This window comes from Paenibacillus sp. Soil787, from assembly GCF_001429545.1.
Taxonomy (GTDB): domain Bacteria; phylum Bacillota; class Bacilli; order Paenibacillales; family NBRC-103111; genus Paenibacillus_E.
Genome location: NZ_LMSP01000008.1, coordinates 34,507 through 54,176 on the forward strand (window position 1 = coordinate 34,507; position 19,670 = coordinate 54,176).

General features: G+C 45.5%; 17 protein-coding genes. All 17 read left to right on the forward strand.

Annotated elements, in window-relative coordinates; translation table 11 throughout:
- The first annotated feature begins 10 nt into the window (after window positions 1-10).
- On the forward strand, window positions 11-643 hold the full coding sequence (locus tag ASG93_RS10265) for an SIS domain-containing protein (protein ID WP_056831529.1): 633 nt from the start codon (window positions 11-13) through the stop codon (window positions 641-643).
- Window positions 640-1,620 carry an ROK family protein gene (locus ASG93_RS10270; protein ID WP_056831531.1) on the forward strand — a complete coding sequence of 327 codons (981 nt, stop codon included), beginning with the start codon at window positions 640-642 and terminating at the stop codon, window positions 1,618-1,620. The genes ASG93_RS10265 and ASG93_RS10270 overlap by 4 nt, the downstream gene beginning before the upstream one ends.
- A 13-nt stretch (window positions 1,621-1,633) precedes the next feature.
- Window positions 1,634-3,781, forward strand: coding sequence for a Sip1-related alpha-galactosidase (locus ASG93_RS10275; RefSeq protein ID WP_056831533.1), 2,148 nt, complete (start codon window positions 1,634-1,636; stop codon window positions 3,779-3,781).
- A gap of 25 nt (window positions 3,782-3,806) precedes the next feature.
- Window positions 3,807-5,687: an FAD-dependent oxidoreductase gene (locus ASG93_RS10280; RefSeq protein WP_056831535.1), complete on the forward strand. Its 1,881-nt coding sequence runs from the start codon at window positions 3,807-3,809 to the stop codon at window positions 5,685-5,687.
- Window positions 5,688-5,726: 39 nt separating this feature from the next.
- Window positions 5,727-6,902 carry an FAD-dependent oxidoreductase gene (locus tag ASG93_RS10285; protein ID WP_268796005.1) on the forward strand — a complete coding sequence of 392 codons (1,176 nt, stop codon included), beginning with the start codon at window positions 5,727-5,729 and terminating at the stop codon, window positions 6,900-6,902.
- Window positions 6,899-7,030, forward strand: a complete 132-nt coding sequence (locus tag ASG93_RS36785) for a hypothetical protein (RefSeq protein WP_268796004.1) — start codon at window positions 6,899-6,901, stop codon at window positions 7,028-7,030. The genes ASG93_RS10285 and ASG93_RS36785 overlap by 4 nt, the downstream gene beginning before the upstream one ends.
- A 10-nt stretch (window positions 7,031-7,040) precedes the next feature.
- Window positions 7,041-8,543: an FGGY-family carbohydrate kinase gene (locus ASG93_RS10290; protein ID WP_056831539.1), complete on the forward strand. Its 1,503-nt coding sequence runs from the start codon at window positions 7,041-7,043 to the stop codon at window positions 8,541-8,543.
- A gap of 80 nt (window positions 8,544-8,623) precedes the next feature.
- Window positions 8,624-10,420 (forward strand): MBL fold metallo-hydrolase, encoded by a 1,797-nt coding sequence (locus ASG93_RS10295; RefSeq protein ID WP_056831541.1) that lies wholly within the window; start codon window positions 8,624-8,626, stop codon window positions 10,418-10,420.
- 127 nt (window positions 10,421-10,547) lie between these two features.
- Window positions 10,548-11,150, forward strand: coding sequence for a hypothetical protein (locus ASG93_RS10300; RefSeq protein ID WP_056831543.1), 603 nt, complete (start codon window positions 10,548-10,550; stop codon window positions 11,148-11,150).
- Between the two features lie 188 nt (window positions 11,151-11,338).
- On the forward strand, window positions 11,339-12,850 hold the full coding sequence (locus tag ASG93_RS10305) for a spore germination protein (protein ID WP_056831689.1): 1,512 nt from the start codon (window positions 11,339-11,341) through the stop codon (window positions 12,848-12,850).
- A 24-nt stretch (window positions 12,851-12,874) separates the two neighbouring features.
- Window positions 12,875-13,960 (forward strand): Ger(x)C family spore germination protein, encoded by a 1,086-nt coding sequence (locus ASG93_RS10310; RefSeq protein WP_056831545.1) that lies wholly within the window; start codon window positions 12,875-12,877, stop codon window positions 13,958-13,960.
- 1 nt (window position 13,961) lies between these two features.
- A complete protein-coding gene (locus ASG93_RS10315) occupies window positions 13,962-15,083 on the forward strand; it encodes a GerAB/ArcD/ProY family transporter (protein ID WP_056831547.1) in 1,122 nt (373 codons plus the stop codon).
- 182 nt (window positions 15,084-15,265) lie between these two features.
- Window positions 15,266-15,712: a GNAT family N-acetyltransferase gene (locus ASG93_RS10320; protein WP_056831549.1), complete on the forward strand. Its 447-nt coding sequence runs from the start codon at window positions 15,266-15,268 to the stop codon at window positions 15,710-15,712.
- A gap of 789 nt (window positions 15,713-16,501) precedes the next feature.
- Window positions 16,502-17,194: a hypothetical protein gene (locus ASG93_RS10330; RefSeq protein WP_056831554.1), complete on the forward strand. Its 693-nt coding sequence runs from the start codon at window positions 16,502-16,504 to the stop codon at window positions 17,192-17,194.
- A 195-nt stretch (window positions 17,195-17,389) separates the two neighbouring features.
- Window positions 17,390-18,172, forward strand: a complete 783-nt coding sequence (locus tag ASG93_RS10335; protein ID WP_056831556.1) for an amino acid ABC transporter substrate-binding protein — start codon at window positions 17,390-17,392, stop codon at window positions 18,170-18,172.
- A gap of 12 nt (window positions 18,173-18,184) precedes the next feature.
- Window positions 18,185-18,865 (forward strand): amino acid ABC transporter permease, encoded by a 681-nt coding sequence (locus ASG93_RS10340; RefSeq protein WP_056831558.1) that lies wholly within the window; start codon window positions 18,185-18,187, stop codon window positions 18,863-18,865.
- A 12-nt stretch (window positions 18,866-18,877) separates the two neighbouring features.
- Window positions 18,878-19,630, forward strand: a complete 753-nt coding sequence (locus tag ASG93_RS10345) for an amino acid ABC transporter ATP-binding protein (RefSeq protein WP_056831560.1) — start codon at window positions 18,878-18,880, stop codon at window positions 19,628-19,630.
- The last annotated feature ends 40 nt before the right edge of the window (window positions 19,631-19,670 follow it).

Consider the following 19,670-nt stretch of genomic DNA (forward strand, 5'->3'; position numbering starts at 1 on the left):
GAGATCGACGATGAGTCAAACGTTGGAGCAGCTTTTCGTGAAATACCCTGACTTGGAACCGTGTCGTTCATCGATCCAAGAGGCATTTGAAGCTATGAAGGTGTCATTTGAAAAGGGAGGCAAAATGCTGCTTGCCGGCAACGGAGGAAGTGCAGCTGATTGTGAACACGTTGTGGGCGAGTTGATGAAAGGATTTATGTCGCCTCGCAAGCTGCCCAAGGAGCAAAGAGACAAAATGATGCTTCATGGCGAAGATCAGGGGACATATTTGGCTGATCATTTGCAAGGTGCGCTGCCGGCCATTTCGCTTGTCAGCCATACAGCGTTTGCAACAGCTTTCAATAACGATGTGGCGGCAGATATGGTATTCGCTCAGCAGGTATACGGCTACGGAAAGCCGGAGGACACACTCGTTGTATTTAGTACATCGGGTAATTCGGCTAATATTGTACACGCGGTGCAAGTTGCCAAAGCACTTGGTGTCTATACGATTGGTTTGACCGGGGAAGGCGGAGGCCGCTTAAAAGAACTTTGCGATGTGACGATTCGTGTGCCTTATCGTTCAACACCAAACATTCAGGAACGCCATCTTCCTATCTACCATGTGCTGTGCATGATGCTGGAGGAGGCATTCTTCGTATGAGTCTTCTGTTAGGCGGCATTGATATCGGAGGTACGAAGTGCGCTGCGGTACTTGGTATCACGGCTGGAGAGACCGTTAACATCTTAGATAAAATAAGCTTTCCGACGCCGGCAACGCCGAAAGAAGCAATTGTGCAGCTTGGTGACGCGCTAGAGCAGTTGCTGAAGCGCAATCCTGAAGGTAAGCTGCATGCCATCGGTATTAGCTGTGGCGGTCCTTTGAGCAGTAAGGATGGCCTCGTGCTATCGCCGCCTAATTTACCTGGCTGGGACCGTATTGATGTGCTAGCCCCTTTTCGAGAACGTTTCGATGTACCTGTCGGATTGCAAAATGATGCTAACGCCTGTGCGTTGGCCGAATGGAAATGGGGAGCCGGACGAGGTTCCCAGAATATGATCTTCTTGACCTTTGGTACCGGAATGGGTGCGGGTCTTATTCTAAATGGCCGCTTATATGCAGGTGCGAACGATATGGCCGGCGAGGTTGGGCATATCCGCTTAGCTGAGGATGGACCACTAGGCTATGGTAAACAAGGCTCGTTCGAAGGGTTTTGCAGCGGCGGCGGTATTGCCCGGCTGGCGTTTGCGATGGCTGAAGACTGGTTCGCTGCAGGAAAATCAACGATACTTTCTACTTCTAAGGTTCAGCTCCAAGAGCTCACAGCGAAAGATGTATTTGAAGCCGCGCACGCTGGCGATGAGCTGGCGATGCTGGTCATCCGTAAGGTAAGTGAGCAGCTAGGCAGAGGACTTGCGATCCTAATTGACATCCTCAATCCGGATACCATCGTTATCGGCAGTATTTATGAACGGCAGGAGTCCATGCTTGCCCCTCTTGTTATGGAGGAGCTGAAACGCGAGGCGCTGCCGATTTCACTTGGTGTTTGCGGAATTGTGCCTTCAGGTTTAAAGGATAATGTCGGAGATGCCGCCAGCTTATCCGTAGCGCTTCATGAATTAGAACAACAACGGTTATAAGGAGGGCCTTCCTATGTTTCAACTAAATGAAATCGAACTTCAAAATCTAAGTTCAAGCGGCTTGCAGGATGTTCTGGGCCGTATTGGTGTTACCGTTACGCCAGATTCGGGTCCGGCATTGCCGCTTCTGCGCGGAGCAAGCGAAAAGACTGCGGGAACTGATCATCTCGGTGATTACACAGAAACGAAAGTAACCTATTCGAATGAAGCAGACACAGCTGTTGTTCATTTACAGTTCCGCTGTTATGAATCCTTTGTACTGACATCGGTGCAGGGAGAAATGAAAAATGCCAACGATTTTGGCAAACAACACTGCTTTGCCGCTCAGAATGGCATCATCATTCATGCACAAGGCATGACGAATATAGATGGCTTAATGGCCAATTATCAGCATAAAGATTGGTGGACACGACCACATTTTGACCCAAACTGGTCGACATTACCTGAACGGACACAATCTTTGCTGTGGCGTAAGGAATCATCATTCTACCATTTGCTTCCTGTATGCGGACCTGTGTTCCGAACGGATGTGTGCGGTATAGAGGAAGGCTTGCAAATTCGTGTTTCTTCGCATCAAGGAGGACGAACGCGCTGTGAGTCGTTATCGTTTGTATTAGGCGCGGGGACTGATCCTTACCAGCTTGTAGAGCGAAATTTGGAAGCTGCGCTGCATACCCTGGATTACCCGACGCTGCCTCGCGCACGTAAACCCTATCCTGAAATTCTGGACTCCCTCGGCTGGTGCAGCTGGGACGCCTTTTACCATCAGGTTAATGAAGAAGGTCTGTTGGTAAAAGCCGAAGAGATGCAGGCTGCCGGCTTGCCGGTGCAATGGGTGATGATTGACGATGGATGGTCACAGACGCTGGACAAAAAATTATCCTCATTTGAGGCGGATGTAGAGAAATTTCCCCAAGGCCTTGCGGGAACGGTCCGTCAACTTAAAGAAAAGTATGACATTCGTTGGGTTGGAGTCTGGCATACCATTGCTGGGTATTGGGGAGGCATACATCCGGAAAGTCAACTCGCGAAACAATACAGTGACTATCTATACAGCAATGCCAAAGGGAGCTTAATTCCATATCCGGATGCGGGCCGCGGCTTTGGATTCTGGCATGCGTGGCATTCCTTCTTGGAGCGTCAAGGAATTGATTTCGTGAAAGTAGACAGCCAAAGTGCCGTATTGAACTTCACGAAGCATGAGTGGTCGATCGGTGAGGCTGCAGCAGCTGCACATGAGGGGCTGGAAGCATCTGCGGCATTGCATTTTAACAATACGATTATTAACTGCATGGGGATGGCAGCGGAAAATATGTGGCACCGTCCTAAGTCATCTGTGTCTCGCAACAGCGATGATTTCGTTCCCCAAGATCAATTTGGGTTCGCCGAACATGCCTTGCAAAATGCTTATAATTCCTACTATCACGGTGCTTTTTATTATGGTGACTGGGATATGTACTGGACCAAGAATCATGATGATATCCAAAATGCCGTACTCCGCTCGGTCAGCGGTGGTCCGATTTATTTCAGTGATGCCCCGGGCAACACCGATGCTTCAAAAATATGGCCATTAATTTATCGCGATGGAAAAATCATTCGCTGTGAACAAACGCCAAGCCCAACGGCTGATTGCTTGTTCCTTGACCCTACGAAGGAAACCGTACCGCTCAAGCTATGGAATATCGCCAAGTCATCCGGTGTCGTTACCGCTTTCCATATTGGTAAGTATATAGATTCAGTCAAAGGTACGGTCGGCCCGTCCGATGTTTCAGGATTGGAAGGCGATGAGTTTGTTCTCTATGAACACTTCTCTGGTGAGATGAAGATCATGCGTCAGGGCGAACTGCATGCTTTCGAGCTGCAGCCAGGTCAGTGTGCGATTTACTTGATTATTCCTTTAGAGGGTGCTGTGACACCAATTGGTTTGACAAACAAGTATGTAGCAACGGATGCGGTTAGTGAAGTGAAATCGGAAGGTTCTACGCTATCGCTGCAGCTCAAAGAAGGCGGTACGTTCCGGTTCGTATCGGAGAGCAGTCGTGTTTCCGCACAACTGAATGGCAAACAGCTTTCAGTCTTAAATATCAGCGGGCATTTGTATGAAGTAGACGTTCCGGTGTTGGATGACAAGTTGAACATTGTTATTTCAGCATCGGAATAACACGTGCATGTAGAGGAGAGATGACATGGACAAGACGACCCAATGGGAAGCGGGAATTCCCGTATTAGCTAACAAAGACGTTGTTATCATCGGGGGTTCTTTTGCTGGTATTGCATGCGCGGTCGAATTGGCCAAGGCCGGACAACAGGTCATGGTCATTGAGCCACGGACTTATTTGGGGCGGGAATTAACCGCCTCTCTTCGTCCGTGGCTTGACCTTTCTTCGCATGTTGATCGGAATTGGCCTGAGCTGATTCAATTTGTCATGGAGCAGTCTGGTACACAAGCAGGTGCTGCTGACATGTCTCATATTCCGCTGCATCCAGATCGCCTTAAGCGGGCACTGGAAGATAAACTAATGTCGCATAGTATTGATCTCATTTATGCTTCACTTCCAGTTGCCATTGTAGGTAACAACCAGGAAATAGGTCTGGAAGGCATCATGATCGCTAATAAAACGGGCAGTCAATTCATCCGCTGCAGCAAGCTGATTGATACTACGGAAACCGCGATAGTCTCACGTCTTTGCGGTGAAACGGTGGTTGATTTGGCATCCGATGAAAAGGCAGCGTTTGCAAGAACATTGGAATTTACTGGAGTTGAGTGGCCGGATGAAGCTGCTGGAGAGCTTGCGTATGCGGTTCCTGAGCATTTGGGACTATTGGGCGGCCAAATTCGATTGATCGAGGGTTATCGTGGGAAGCAGCATCGCTATGTCGAGTACTGGTTGCATTTAGCGAGTGCCAACGAAATTGAAACCGTGGGTGAACGTGAACTGGAAGCGCGTAGGCGAGGCATGGCGTTAACGGCCTATTTGGTTAAGCACGTTCCAGCATTCCGGAAAGCGGTGCTTTGCGGATCGTCCTTCGAGCTTCACGGTCCGTTACCGCTCAGCGGTACGGAGACGCAGCAAGGCAATCGCGGCCCGATGGCGGTCGATATGCAGCAGATAACGAATGGGATGCCTGGCATTTATAGCTTGTGTAAACAGCTGCCGGTATGTCTAGATCCGATTCTAGCGGTTGAAGCGGGTATGCAGCTGGCAGTTGAGTTACTTGGAGGGCCATCTGCTAAACAAGTAATTACACCAAGTACATGGAAAAAGATAGACGCTTCAATTCCTACGCTCAAGAAGATAGATGTGCTCGTCATTGGAGGCGGCTCTAGCGGTGCCTGTGCATCCATCACAGCTGCAGGGGAAGACGTGAACACGCTTCTCGTGGATATGAATCCAGGGCTTGGCGGAACCGGGACACTGGGCGGGGTAGACAGCTATTGGTTCGGTAGAAGGGAAGGCTTCGCCGCTCGGATTCATGATGCAGTGTTAGCCGTGCAGCAGGAAAACGGCTATAAGGGGCATAAATGGAACATCGAAGCCAAAATGTTCGCTTTGCAGCAGGAGGCGGTTCGTCAAGGCGTCGATTTGCTGTTTAATGCGTTCACATATGGCGCACTGATGAAAGATAACCGCGTATGCGGCGTTAAAGTAGCTACACGTTGGGGACCTGCTGCGATATATGCTGAGGTCGTTATTGATGCGACAGGGGATGGGGATGTAGCTGCTTTTGCAGGAGCGGAGTTTGTATATGGCTCTGCCAAGGACTATACCGTGATGTGGTACTCCCTTGCCCAATTCAAAACGCCGGATAAGATTCAAAACAATTTTACAAGCATGGTGGATGTATCGGATATCCTGGACTATACGCGGGCCATTATGGCTGGTCGCAGAAGAGGCGATCCGCAATTGCACGATCATGGCATTTATGTCGCAACGAGGGAAAGCCGGCACATTATAGGTGAAACCGTTATGCAGTTATCGGATCAGCTTTTACAGCGCAGTTGGCAGGATGTCGTTAATATCCATTTCAGCAATCATGACGTCAAAGGGGTTAGTGGGGCGGACTAGATAAACATCGGACTTATTCCCCCTAATCTAGAAATTGAAATCCCTTATCGCTTGCTGCTGCCCAAAGCCATTGAAGGTTTGTTAGTTGCCGGAAAAGCCATATCAGCTACACATGATGCGCTTCCCGCTATTCGCATGCAGTCTGATTTAGAGAATCTGGGTGGAGTAGCTGCACTTGCAGCCGCACTGGCCGTACGTTCAGGTGTCACACCAAGGGATATTGAGATTGAGGAGCTGCAGGATCGATTGATTCATGAGGGGATCTTACCTGCTTCGGTTCGAACTAGATGTCTAGCACCTGTTCATTATTCGGAAGAGGCATTAAGAGACTTGGTGGATCAGATTGAATCGGAACAACCGCTCTATGAATATGCCAATATGAGAATGAATGAAATTTACAAGGGACCCATTCCCTTTGTGGAAATATGCTCGCTCGGCCAGAAAATCGTACCGTTTCTGGTAGCAGCGCTTGAAAAGGCAACGGGTACAAGGCAAATCAGACTGGCGCAAGCGTTAGCGATGCTTGGAAGTCAAGCGGCCGTTCCCATACTGATCGAAAGGATTATGGAACAGCTGCAGGGTGCTGAGCTTCCTCGCCGGACTGCGGATATGATGTATGTCCAGCTGCCGCCTGATCATGGCGCGATGCCAGATGTCGTGTACTTGTTATATTCCCTCGCGCAGACGAGAGATTCACGCAGCATTGCTGTATGGCAGCGGGTAGTTGATCTTATGCAGCCAAGTGAAGAAGACTTTATAGATACGTGGCTGGGGCTCTATTACTATGTGGATGCTATCAGCCAAGGAGCAGAGCGATTAGGAGACAGAGGCGCTATTCCTGTTCTCGAACAACTGCATCGTATCCCCTATTTAAATTCGCAAATGAGCACATCCACGCCGCAATCCGATTACTTTCTGGAACGTAGAGCCATGCTTGAGTTGGTTATTGCCAGAGCGCTTGCCAGGTGCGGCAGCAGACTAGGTTATGAAGTGTTGATCCAGTATGTGAGCGACGGCCGATCTCTTCTTGCAAAGCAAGCTTTGCAGCAGCTGCGGATATATAGTGGGCAATTACTCGATAAGGATGCAGAACGCTTGCGTATTTGGCTTGAAACGGAGCGGCCCTATCGCCAAACACACCCACTCCGGCTGGAGCTTGATATTGAAATGAATAGTGAATCCATATTACGCACTTGTGAGGAGAAGAAGATATGAAGCTTCATTTGGAAGGCGATTTGCAAGAGCAGCGGCTCTTTTTCGATGCTCCGTGGGTCATGAGGGAAGGTACGCTGGGACGCGGCTCCTACCACCGTATTGTGACTGCGGGAACTTTCTCAGGATGAGGTGGCTACTTTGTTTTTAGCTTTGGATATAGGTACAACGAACATTAAAGCAGGGGTAGCTGACGAAAATGGAATACTGTTGGCTACGGCAATTAGGGCTAACCGTAAGCACCAGCATGCACAAGGTTATGTTTATTATGATCCGCAGCATCTCTGGAGCACGTTAGTTAAGTTAATCAACGAAGTGGTAACCGGAGCAGGCGCCTCATCCATTCGTTCAGTGGGCATAACCAGTATGGCTGAAAGCGGGCTGCTGGTTGATCGCCAAACCGGTGCAGTCAAGACGATGATTATTCCTTGGTTTGAGACGTGTGCATTACCGTACGAGGCACGGATAAAAAGTGAAATTGATGCTTATGAGCAGTTTTGCCAAAGCGGACTTCATCCATCTTTTAAGCAAGGGTTATCGAAGCTGCTTTGGATACAGGAAACACAGCCTGAGGCGCTTGAAGGCGGTGTTTGGCTATCCGTTTCTTCCTTTGTTGCTTATTTACTTACAGGAAGGTTTGCAGAAGAGGAAACACTTGCTGCCCGAACATTCGTGTATCGGATGGATAAGCGGGCGTGGAATCTACCGTTAATCCAGCATTTTGGATTTAGTGAAAGTCATTTTCCAACTGTTGTTGCAACGGGAACTTCCATAGGAACCGTACTGCCTGAAGTTAGTCGGGGGCTTGGTTTAAGACCTGAAACATCTGTTTGTCTTGCCGGGCATGATCATGTATGTGCTTCCCTGACGATTGGTGAACCAGAGGTTGGACATGTCTATAATTCCATGGGCACTGCGGAGACGCTAGTGGGGCACTTCGGCATAAGGGCGCTCGGGGAAGCCGATTATCGTTCCGGACTTGCCTTTGGACGCCATCCTTTACCGGATCACATGTTTTGGATGGGCGGTCACTCGGCTTCCGGTGGCTCCATCGAATGGCTGCGGGATCTTTTGGATAAAGGAGATTTATCATATTCCGAAATACTGGGCATGTTGGATCAGGTTGCCCCTGCTCCAACGGGTATTCTGTACTACCCATATCTGTCTGGTTGCGGCGCGCCTTCTCCGAATGCATTGGCAAAGGCTGGCTGGATAGGACTTACTACGCGTCATAGTCGAGGCGATATGTTCAAGGCGATATTGGAAGGAAACGCTTACCAAATGGAATGGTTGCGGCAGGAAGCCGAAAAAGTAGGGGGAGAGCCCATCAACAAATTAATTGTTGTAGGTGGGGGCGCCAAGAATACACACTGGCTGCAAATAAAAGCAGACGTTTCCGGCATTGAGCTGCAGCATCCGAATTTGCCTGAAGCAACACTGCTTGGCGCTGCTTTAATAGCGGGTGTCGGTTCTGGTGTGTACGCTTCTTTCGAGGAAGCTATACATGCTTTACCAGCACAAGAGTCACAAGATTACGCGCCTGATCCTTTGAGACACGCCCAATACCGGTCCTTGTTCGAGAATGGCTTCTCGCGCTTTCGTTCGATGCTCCTAGAATACGATATGTGGCTAAGTCTGCAATAAAAATAAAACTTGATTTATCCAGAAACACAAAAGAGAAAAGAAATAGCTTTAATGAATTAGGAGACGGGGTAAACATATCCATGATCGAACTTTCAAAGAATTTATTTCTATATCAGGACACATGTCATGTGTACGTAGTGAAAAATGGAACAAAGGCTGTCCTAATCGATTTCGGCAGTGGTGATGTGCTTGATCGACTCACAGAGATCGGGGTTGATCAAGTCTGCGCGGTTTTGATGACGCACCATCACCGCGATCAAGGACAAGGACTTGCACGCGCGGCAGAAGCAGGTATCCCCATTTGGGTGCCGCACACCGAACAAGACCTGTTTACGAACATGGATGCACACTGGCAGGCGAGGGAAGTATTTAATAACTACAATGTCCGTCAAGATCGCTATTCCTTACTCGAGCAAGTAGCTATCGCCGGGACGCTGAAAGATTACGGATCGTGCGAGTTTGCCGGATATGAATTCAAAGTTGTTCCGACGCCGGGACATACAATCGGTTCCGTTAGCTTTCTTGCCTGGATTGACGGAAGGCAGGTCGCTTTCACCGGCGATTTGATCGCCGGTCCCGGTAAGATGTGGTCGCTCGCGGCGACGCAGTGGTCTTACAACGGTGGGGAAGGGCTCCCAGCCACCGTTGCTTCCTTGCTCGATCTGCAGGATCGTGCAGCGGATTGGCTGCTGCCGTCGCATGGTGAACGAATGGAGCAGCCATCCGAGGCGATCGGCAAGCTCATCACTCGGCTGCAGGAGTTGATGCAATACCGTCAGCAAAACCCGCGGCTGCTTCAATTGCGCGAACAGCCTTTCGAGGAAGTAACGCCCCATCTGCTGCGCAGCCGAATGAGTATGTCGCATTATTATGTGCTGCTATCGAAAAGCGGCAAAGCGCTCTTCTTCGATTTTGGCTACGATTTCCTGACGGGTATTCCGGTCGGATCGGACCGGGCTTCTCGCAGACCATGGCTGTATACACTGGGGACATTAAAGAAGCAGTACGGAATTACGCAGGTGGATGCCGTCGTGCCGACCCATTACCATGACGATCATGTGGCCGGCATTAACCTGCTGCGGGACAACGAAGGGACGAAAGTTTGGGCTTCTGAAACGTTCGCAGACGTTCTCCGCCATCCTTCTCATTATGATTTGCCTTGTCTTTGGTTCGATCCAATCCCCGTTGACCATGAGCTGCCAATCGGTGCCTCGATCCAATGGGAGGAGTACGAATTCACGCTCCATCCGCTGCCCGGGCATACTTTATATGCGGTAGCTATCTCGCTTATGGTCGATGGTAAGCACGTGCTTGTCTCTGGGGATCAATATCAGGGAGGAGAAGGACTGCTCTGGAATTACGTGTATCAAAACCGCTTTCGCATACAAGATTATGCGGACAGTGCAGCTTTGTACGAAGCTTTGAATCCCGACGTTATCCTGACCGGCCACTGGGACCCGTTATGGGTGCAGCCTGGTTACTTCGCCGAACTGGCAGCACGTGGTAACGCTTTGGAAAGACTTCACAGGGAGCTGCTGCCGTTAGATGAAGTTGACTTTGGTGCAGAAGGGATCGGAGTGCGACTTTCGCCTTACCAGACGCAAACTCATGTTGATGAGAAATTTACGATGCAGGTTGATGTGAAGAATCCATTCGCACGAGAAGCGCTGGTTGAAGTGCGGTTGGTTGTGCCACCAGGCTGGCAGGCTTACCCGGAGAAAGCATCACTTCAGTTAGCAGCAAAAGCAATGGAGAGTATTGAATTCAGTGTCACACCATCCGGGCCTCCTGTCCGTCGCGCAAGGGTAGCTGCAGAATATATTGTGGAAGGAAGACGCTTCGGCCAGCAAGCGGAAGCGCTCGTCACTGTGAAATAAAATGGACAAGATAAGTCAGCAGTCAAAAAGCTAACCTTAACAGGCTAGCTTTTTTTTGTGTAATAATGATATTCTATATCAAATGGAATTTAAAGGGAGAATGGAATGAGAAAGCGGAGGTTATGTATTGAAAAGATATTTCAAAATTAGCATGCTAGTTGTTGTACTCATTTTGAGTTATATGGTTGTCGCGCCCTATCAATATAGCATGACAGCCCTGCAGTTTTACGTGGTAACTATAGCTTATATACTGCTATCATGCCTGCATATCTTCCTCTTTGCCAAAAGACTAACACTTGAAAAAGGTATAGGTATTGTATTTTTCCTATCAACTATCATCTTCGCATTGGTAGAAATTAATCACCAAATCCCCAATATAAGAATCAAGCTAATGATAGAGCCTTACGTGCAAAATGCGCCAATAAAGATTATAGGAGTTGGTGCATCGCAGTCCGCGTCTCTGCCTGGTGATCCTAGCAAAAATGAATTAAGTGATATACAAGGTTCTAGAACCATATTCCTAGAAAAAGCGATACCACCTGGGAAAAGTGTGGAAAGGTATACGTTTTTGTTTAAACGCCCTCTCTTAATCAATAATGTCGATGTATCCCGAAAGTCATGTTTTGACGTAATCTTCTGTAATTATTACTTTGTTGGAACTGTTGTTATCGACCCAGATCATGGTGAATTGATCGCATTTTCAGTTATGAATAAAGGGGTAGGGAAGTAAGCAAATGCTAAAATCCTCATGCTCACGCACCCAGCGGGCATGGGGGTTTATTTTTTAAAAGCATAAAAAACAACAACTTTGCAAAACATAAAGTGAAATGAAGGTAAATAATGTTAGTTGTTTCTTATTTGAGGAGATTCTTATTCATGAATAGAACACTGAAGTTATTGTGGAAAGATCTCAAAAAGATGAACAAAGTGAATCCTGCACAAGAGCAAAAAGTAAAAACGGAATTTAACAGTTTTGAACAATTAATGCAAGTAGCAGTGCTTTCCAGTGATTTTATCAAAAGTTTTATTGAGCTCCCGCTTCAAAAGTTAAGTATTTCCTACTACAAGACGTTGATCGATGAACATGTCCTACAGCACAATTTGATTCATAGCTTGCAGCTTCGTGCATGTGAACATGTAATCACAGCCATAGAAGAGATTTCGGCATGGATTCCAATCGACCAAATCATGATCACCGAGGATATCAAAGTCATTCAAAGCAGTCTGTTAAAAGGGTATGCGATTGTTCAAATACATGAGAATGATCTCAAGTGTGCTTTAATCAGATTCTCATCCAGTGAGGGTTCAAGAGATCATAACACAACTGAAAATGAATTTAGTGTTGTAGGCCCTAAAGTTGGGTTTGTAGAGAACATGGATATTAATATTCATCTCTTACGAACACAAATCAATATCCCCAACTTAATTGTTAAGGAATTAACCTTAGGCACAGTGTCAAACACCAAAGTTGCGATTATTTATATAGATGGCGTAACGAATAAAGGGAATCTGCAGATTGTCGAACAGCGTTTACAAGATTTTGATTTCGATGTTATTTTTGATTCTTCGCAATTAGAGCAGATCATCTCGGATAATTCATGGACACCATTTCCACTTTTTGTAACAACAGAGCGGTTGGATCGTGTGGTATATGGTCTCATTTACGGCCAAGTGGCCATCGTTAGTGACGGCTCGCCTTATTTTATTACGGGTCCTTCGACGTTATTTGATTTCTTCATATCTCCGGAAGATTACTATCTGCCCTGGGTGTTGGGATCCTTTTTTCGGCTCTTCCGCATTTCGGGCGTTATTTTCTCGGTATTTGCTTCATCAATTTATGTCGCTCTAACGACGTATCATTATGAGATGATTCCAATAGGTTTATTAGGGCCGCTCATTTTTTCTAGGCAAAATGTTCCCTTTCCTCCTGTACTTGAAGTACTCTTTCTGGAGGCAACGATTGAGTTTCTCCGAGAAGCAGGCGCTAGGCTGCCAACTAAGATTGGTCAAACATTAGGTATAGTCGGAGGGATCGTTATCGGGCAAGCGGCAGTTGAAGCAGCATTAACAAGTAATATTTTGCTTATCATTGTAGCTTTATCCGCGTTAGCCTCGTTCACGACTCCCATCTATAAAATGTCAAATACGATACGGTTTTTAAGATTCCCTATTATCTTATTAGCTGCCTGTTGGGGCAATTTGGGGATTGTCATCGGGATTTGCCTCTTGCTCATTCACGTTACGCGGTTGAAGTCGCTTGGTACTCCTTACACAGTCCCTGTCTATCCCTTAAGAATGAAAGATCTCAAAGACAGCTTTATTCGACCTTCCTATGAGGTAACTACCTCAAGACCTGGTTATTTGAAACCCAAATCATCTATACGCTATAAACCTAAATCGAATAAGAAAAAAGATTTTGATGAAAATTGAGTAGACTATGTGCGGGGTAAATTGATGCATTTCCTAAAAGTCAGTCTAAGTTTTATATGTATGGCCTTGATATCCGCTTGCGCGAATCAGAAGCTAGTGGATGAAATTAAAATTGTCCAATCGATCGGTTACGATTTAACGGATCATGGTGTTAAAAGTGTTGTTTTATATCCTATTTTTGAAAAGAAAAATGAATCTCAATTACAGATTTTGGACACGAGCTCGAATTCCTATTACGACATCTTTCCGAGACTGAATACGAAAACAAATGAACCCATTGAATATGGTCAATTGAGGATGGTCTTATTTGGCAAAACGTACTCAGAAAAAGGAATTGATTCCGTCATACATAGTTTATGTCGAGATGCCAAAATAGGTTCTCGCATACATCTTGGGGTTGCAGAAAGAGATGCTTCTGAAATATTAACGGCTTCCCATAAATATAAGAATCCGTTCTATATCTCAGGTATGATTAGTCAGAACATCGCGCACGGAAATCTGCCTAGGGTGAATTTGCAAGAGTTTTTGTTTGATCATTATGGCGAAGGGCGGGATCCCTTTCTACCTTATCTTATCCTCGAGCGTGGAAACATTAAGATAGATGGTATAGCCCTGTTTTCTTACGACAAATTAATAACCACGATTAGCCTGAAAGAGGCATTTATTTTGAAAATGCTAGTTGATAATTCGAAGAACGGCAGCTACATGTATCCATTGAAAGGGGCTAAATCTACGCTTAATGAATTCATTTTATTGCATAGTATCGGCTCTAAAACGAAATTTACCGTTGATCATATTTTGCCAAATCCAACGATTTCAATCAAAGTAAAACTTTATTTACAAGTCAAAGATGTACCTGAACAAATTAATTTGACGAGAGGGGGGCAAATAAGAGGACTAGAATCAACAATTGGCAGCTACTTTGAGAAAGAAATTCATAGCTTTATTTCTTTATGTCAAAAAAACAAAGTAGATCCGATAGGATTTGGTGATTTGGTAAGAAGTAAATCTTTGGATTGGAAAGAGAAGGACTTTTATGCAGCGTATGAGCAATTAAAAACAAATGTAAAAGTGGACGTTCACATTATCCAGACGGGAGTTGGCGAGTAAATTGGAAAAGGAATCCCATACGATATCTCCCTATCTCGTTTTTTTCCTGATTCATAGCAGTATGATTGGGGTCGGCATCCTGAATTTTCAAAGGGAGCTTATTGATCACGGGGGCTATAGTTCGTGGATTTCTGTTCTTTTGGTTGGGATCTCCATTCATATCCTAGTATGGATCTTTTATCGATTACTGTCTACAGATCCGCTAAATTCAGATCTAATATCACTGAATAGAGCCTGTTTTGGTCGAATTATTGGAAATCTAATTAATGGCTGCGTTGTGTTTTATTTTTTCTTGGTAGCCTTTAGCGTTTTTAGAGTTTTTATTGAAATTGTCCAAGTGTGGCTATTTCCCTCTATGAGCATGTATCCGGTTAGCTTCGTTTTCATTGTCGTCATTTATTACACGATATCTGGCGGATTTCGTACGGTTGCCGGCATGAGTTTTTGGGGCATCGTACTTCCATACATCGTAGTTGTGCCCCTTTTATTTTTTGTTTTAAAGTACATACATCCTCGGAACTTGCTTCCCTTCCATATAAGTTCAGTCGAAGACATCTTTCTTTCCATCAAAATCATGGTGTTTCAATTTTCTGGTTTTGAAGCCATATTACTCATTTATCCGTTGGTTCAGACACCAAAAAAGTCTTACAAATGGGCACAACTTGCTGTTTTCTGTACGACTTTCATTTACTTAGTGATCACTCTCTTGGCTTTTATGTATTTCAGTCAAGGCCAAATGAAACATATCATTTGGCCAACGTTAACGATGCTCAAGATTATCGAAATCCCACTCATACAACGATTAGAGTACATTGTAATCTCTATCTGGTTTCTTAAAATACTAGCGACTGTCTGCATTTTTCTTTGGGTCGCCTCCAGAGGTTTGAAAACCGCAGTACATCTCAAACACCGGACAAGCTTACTTATTTTTCTAGCTGGATTTATCGTCATGCTGACGCTGTTCTTTAAAGATCGATCATCGATTAGTCAGTTATCCAGTTTTAGCTCCAACGTAGGCTTTTATTTTATTTATGTGTACATTCCTATTTTATTTATTATTGTTCTTATAAGGAGCAAAGTGATGTCGAAAAAACAGACAAAGACACCTCTTGGAAACGAATAACTCGGAATATGGAAACGAATGATGCCCTTCTAGCTGGTACATCTTGAATGGGATCAAAATAGTGGAGAACCGTGCTTTTGTGGCGGCTTCTCTTTTTTATTTTGAATAAAAGGAAATAATAATATTGAATATAAATTCGTATTTATGTATAATTATGCATTATCGAATGGAGGGAATTATGAATGCCACTTATCGTGAGAAACGCAGAACCTGATGATGAAAACAGCTTGACCGAATTAATGTATGAATACATAGTAGGTTTTTACCAGAAACCTTGGCCAGCCGATGGAAAAATACATCAATTGATTCAAACTCTTTTAGAGAAACAATTAGGTATACAGTTTGTCGCAGAACAAGATGGAAAGCTAGTTGGTTTTGCTACCTTATATTTCGCATTTAGTACGATGAAAGCAGACAAAATTACCATCATGAACGACCTTTATGTCATGGAGCCATTTAGAGGTACACAAGTGGAATCAGAACTGTTTTTGGAATGTCAGGGTTACTCAAAGGATCAAGGATATGCGTATATGTCATGGGTAACGGCTCCTGATAATAAACGAGCTCAACATTTTTTTGATAAAATGGGTGGGGTTCAAGGGGATTGGGTTAATTATTCGATCGTCTAAAAACTGTAGTGATTAATTTGGCCACTGATCCGTCTGAAATAATGATCAGCGGCGCTTATTCAGCAGAGCACGAGCAAATAAACGCGAAAACCGCGCTTCAGCGAGGGCCCCGCGAGCCGAGGCTCTTCGGTTGAGCTTGAGAAGTCGAAAATCGACTTCTCAGCAGCCCGTCCTGGCGCGTTAGTTCGAAATAAGCGCGGAAAACGCGCTTATTCTGGAGCGCCTNGCTTGAGAAGTCGAAAATCGACTTCTCAGCAGCCCGTCCTGGCGCGTTAGTTCGAAATAAGCGCGGAAAACGCGCTTATTCTGGAGCGCCTGAGCCAATAAGCGCGAAAACCGCGCTTTCAGCGAGAGCCCCGCGAGCTGAAGCTCGCCAAAAGAGCTTGAGAAGTCGAAAATCGACTTCTCAGCAGCCCGTCCTGGCGCGTTAGTTCGAAATAAGCGCGGAAAACGCGCTTATTCTGGAGCGCCTGAACCAATAAGCGCGAAAACCGCGCTTTCAGCGAGGGCCCCGCGAGCCGAAGCTCGCCAACAGAGCTTGAGAAGTCGGAAATCGACTTCTCAAGGTACCATCTCGCAAGTCCGTGCTGGCGCGTTCTCTCGATGAAATCGAGCTTTTTGCCGAGCGAAAAAAAGTACTCTTTTGCGTAATTGTTAAATTTTATGTGATGTGCTATCATTGAATAAAATTAATTTCAAACGGTTGTGAAGCACACACCGCTTTTCTAGATCAGCAACAGCTGTCTGGAGGAGCGGTTTATTTATTTTCTGGAGGGGGCCTATCCATTTATGAATGAATTTGAAAAAGCACATGAAGCTTTGTTAGCTAAACACATTTCGATAAGGGGCGGGGAACGTTTAAAGCGACTTAAAGAGGGGCATGGACATGCGGAGAAGTTATTTCTTGAGCAGATTTGGTGGAGTGCGTTTGGACATTTTCAAGACTTGCATCCAGAATATGAGATCAAAGATTTTCGCGATGATACGCACTTCTTGGATTTCGCCTTCCTTCGCCACTCACTCAAACTAGCCATTGAAATTGATGGCTTTGGTCCCCATTTCGCTGATATCAGTCGCACCCAATTCTCAGACCAATTAATCAGACAAAATTACCTTGTTTTAGATGGTTGGAAAATTTTTCGGTTCGCTTATGATGACGTAAAAAACCGGCCTCGCATGTGTGAGCAATTACTCCAGCAATGCATTGGCAGACACTTTGGAGACGTATTTAACCAAGAAATAGAGCTGAATTTTATAGAAAAAGAAATCATCCGTTTTGGCTTAACGTTGGGAAGACCAATTAAACCTACGGATGTTCAAAAACAGTTTCAGTTCAGACAAAGAAAAGCACAAGAAACGCTTAAGGGAATGTATCAGAAATCACTTCTTGAACCAGTTGGAGCAGGTCATGCTCGTGTGCGAGGCTATAGTGTAGCACAGCACGTACTTGCGAGTTGGGAAGGTTTGGCGGATTGGGGCTGAGAAGCAGATTTCTGGCCTTCATACTCTACTGATGAATTTCGTCACGTTCGGCTTGTTAGTCTAAATTTTTAGCCCCGGATCACACATTATTCCGGCGCACATCTCCCCCAAATACATTTTTTTTCTTAAAATTCCTTCACATGGGGAATAATACCTTTAATTCAAAAAGGGTTATTTCACAGGGGGTTATTTAGGATGAAAAAATTACTAGCAGCAACTTCAGTTACGGCATTACTCCTGACTTCGATAGGCTGTAGTTCAACTAAGCCAAACACAACACCGTCAGCATCCGCGCCGAGTAAGGCCGAAATTACGATCGGCACCGAAGGTACATATGCACCGTTTACTTTTCATGATAAGGCTGGCAAGCTTACGGGATATGATGTTGAGATGACAGAAGAGGTATGTAAAAGGATTGGCATGACGCCGCGTTTTGTTGAAACCAAGTGGGACGGCATGATTGCGGGACTCGATGCGAAGCGGTATGACATGGTGGCTAATGAAGTGGCTGTTCGGGCGGATCGTTTGGAGAAGTACGACATGTCGACGCCTTATATTGTTTCTCGCGCTGTTCTTGTTGTGCATGCGAATAATACGAATATCAAAACGTTAGATGACCTCAAAGGCAAGAAGGTTGGACAATCCCTTGATAGTAATTATCGGAAAATAGCGGAAGAGCACGGTGCGGTAAATACAGTTGTCGAAGGTTTTAATCAGGCGATTGATCTTCTGACTTCTGGCAGGATCGATGCGACGCTTAATGATAGTTTGTCCTATTTGGATTTGAAAAAGCAGCGTCCCGAACTCCCGATCAAAACGGTTTATGAGGAGCCGTCCGCAACGAGCAACGCTTTTTTATTCCGAAAAGGAAGTACGGATTTAGTTAGTAAAGTAAATAAAGCGATAGCAGACATGAAATCGGATGGTACGTTGGTTCAAATTTCGCAAAAATGGTTCAATGCCGACGTAACGAAGTAAGGACTCAGCCTAATGACAAATGATCGTCTTGAGCGAATTATAGGGATCCTGTCCGATTCCTTCTTTCCTATTATAAAGGCGGGGCTTACGTACACAGTTCCGCTTACTTTAATCACATTTACGCTGGGACTTAGTTTAGCTTTCATCACAGCGCTTGCTCGCTTATCGGATTTTGCCATACTACGAACGATAGCGAGATTCTATGTTTGGGTTTTCCGCGGCACGCCACTACTTGTCCAGTTGTTTATTCTCTTTTATGGTTTTCCGAGTTTGGGAATAACGCTGGATCCTTTTCCGACAGCCATTATCGGGTTTACGTTAAACAAAGGAGCGTATAGCTCTGAAATCATTCGCGCCGCGATATTGTCGATTCCCAAAGGCCAAAGCGAGGCAGCTTATTCGATCAATATGACGAAATGGCAGGCGATGAGGCGCATCATTTTACCCCAGGCTGTGCGAGTCTCTATTCCTCCATTAGGAAATTCCTTCATTAGTTTAATCAAAGATACTTCTTTGGCCGCGACGATTACGGTTACGGAAATGTTTCAGAAAGGGCAGCAAATTGCGTCGGTTACTTATGAGCCATTATGGCTTTATATCGAGGTAGCTTTCGTTTATTTAGTTTTCAGTACCGTTCTTTCCTATTTCCAATCCAAGCTTGAGATCCACTATGAACGAAACATCGCGAAGTAAGGGGGGGCCAGCATGATTCGAATGGAAGGCATACATAAACATTTTCATGACCTCCACGTCTTGAACGATATTAATTTGGATGTTGAAAAAGGGAGCACGACCGTTGTTATCGGACCTTCCGGTTCCGGCAAAACGACCCTGCTAAGATGTCTGAATTTATTGGACTTCCCAGATCAGGGGACCCTCTCAATAGCGAAAGCGACGATGACATTCTCAGGTGAAGTCAAATTGAATAAGACGGACATTCGGTCCATCCGGAAACACACGGGTATGGTATTCCAGAACTACAACCTATTTCCCCATTTAACCGTTTTGCAAAATATTATGGAAGGCCCTGTTATTGTCCTTAAACAATCCTCGAAAACCGCTAAGGATAAGGCTTTATCTATCTTAGCAAAGGTTGGACTTCATGATCGTGCCGATTATTATCCTCATCAGCTGTCTGGTGGACAACAGCAACGGGTAGGAATTGCTAGGGCAATGGCGATGAATCCCGAGGTGTTTTTATTCGATGAACCGACGTCTGCGCTTGACCCGGAACTGGTAGGCGAAGTGCTTAAGGTGATGAAGGATCTAGCTTTCGAAGGCATGACGATGGTCATTGTGACACATGAGATGGGCTTCGCCAAAGAAGTAGCGGATCAAGTTGTCTTTATGGATCAAGGCGCGATTGTCGAGAGAGGAACGCCAGCCGACATTTTTGATGCTTCAACGAATGAGCGGACCTTGCAATTTTTGAGAAAAGTGAATCGGAAAGCAGATTAAGATTAACTATGCATTTTTAATATTTAAGGCTTCACGCTGA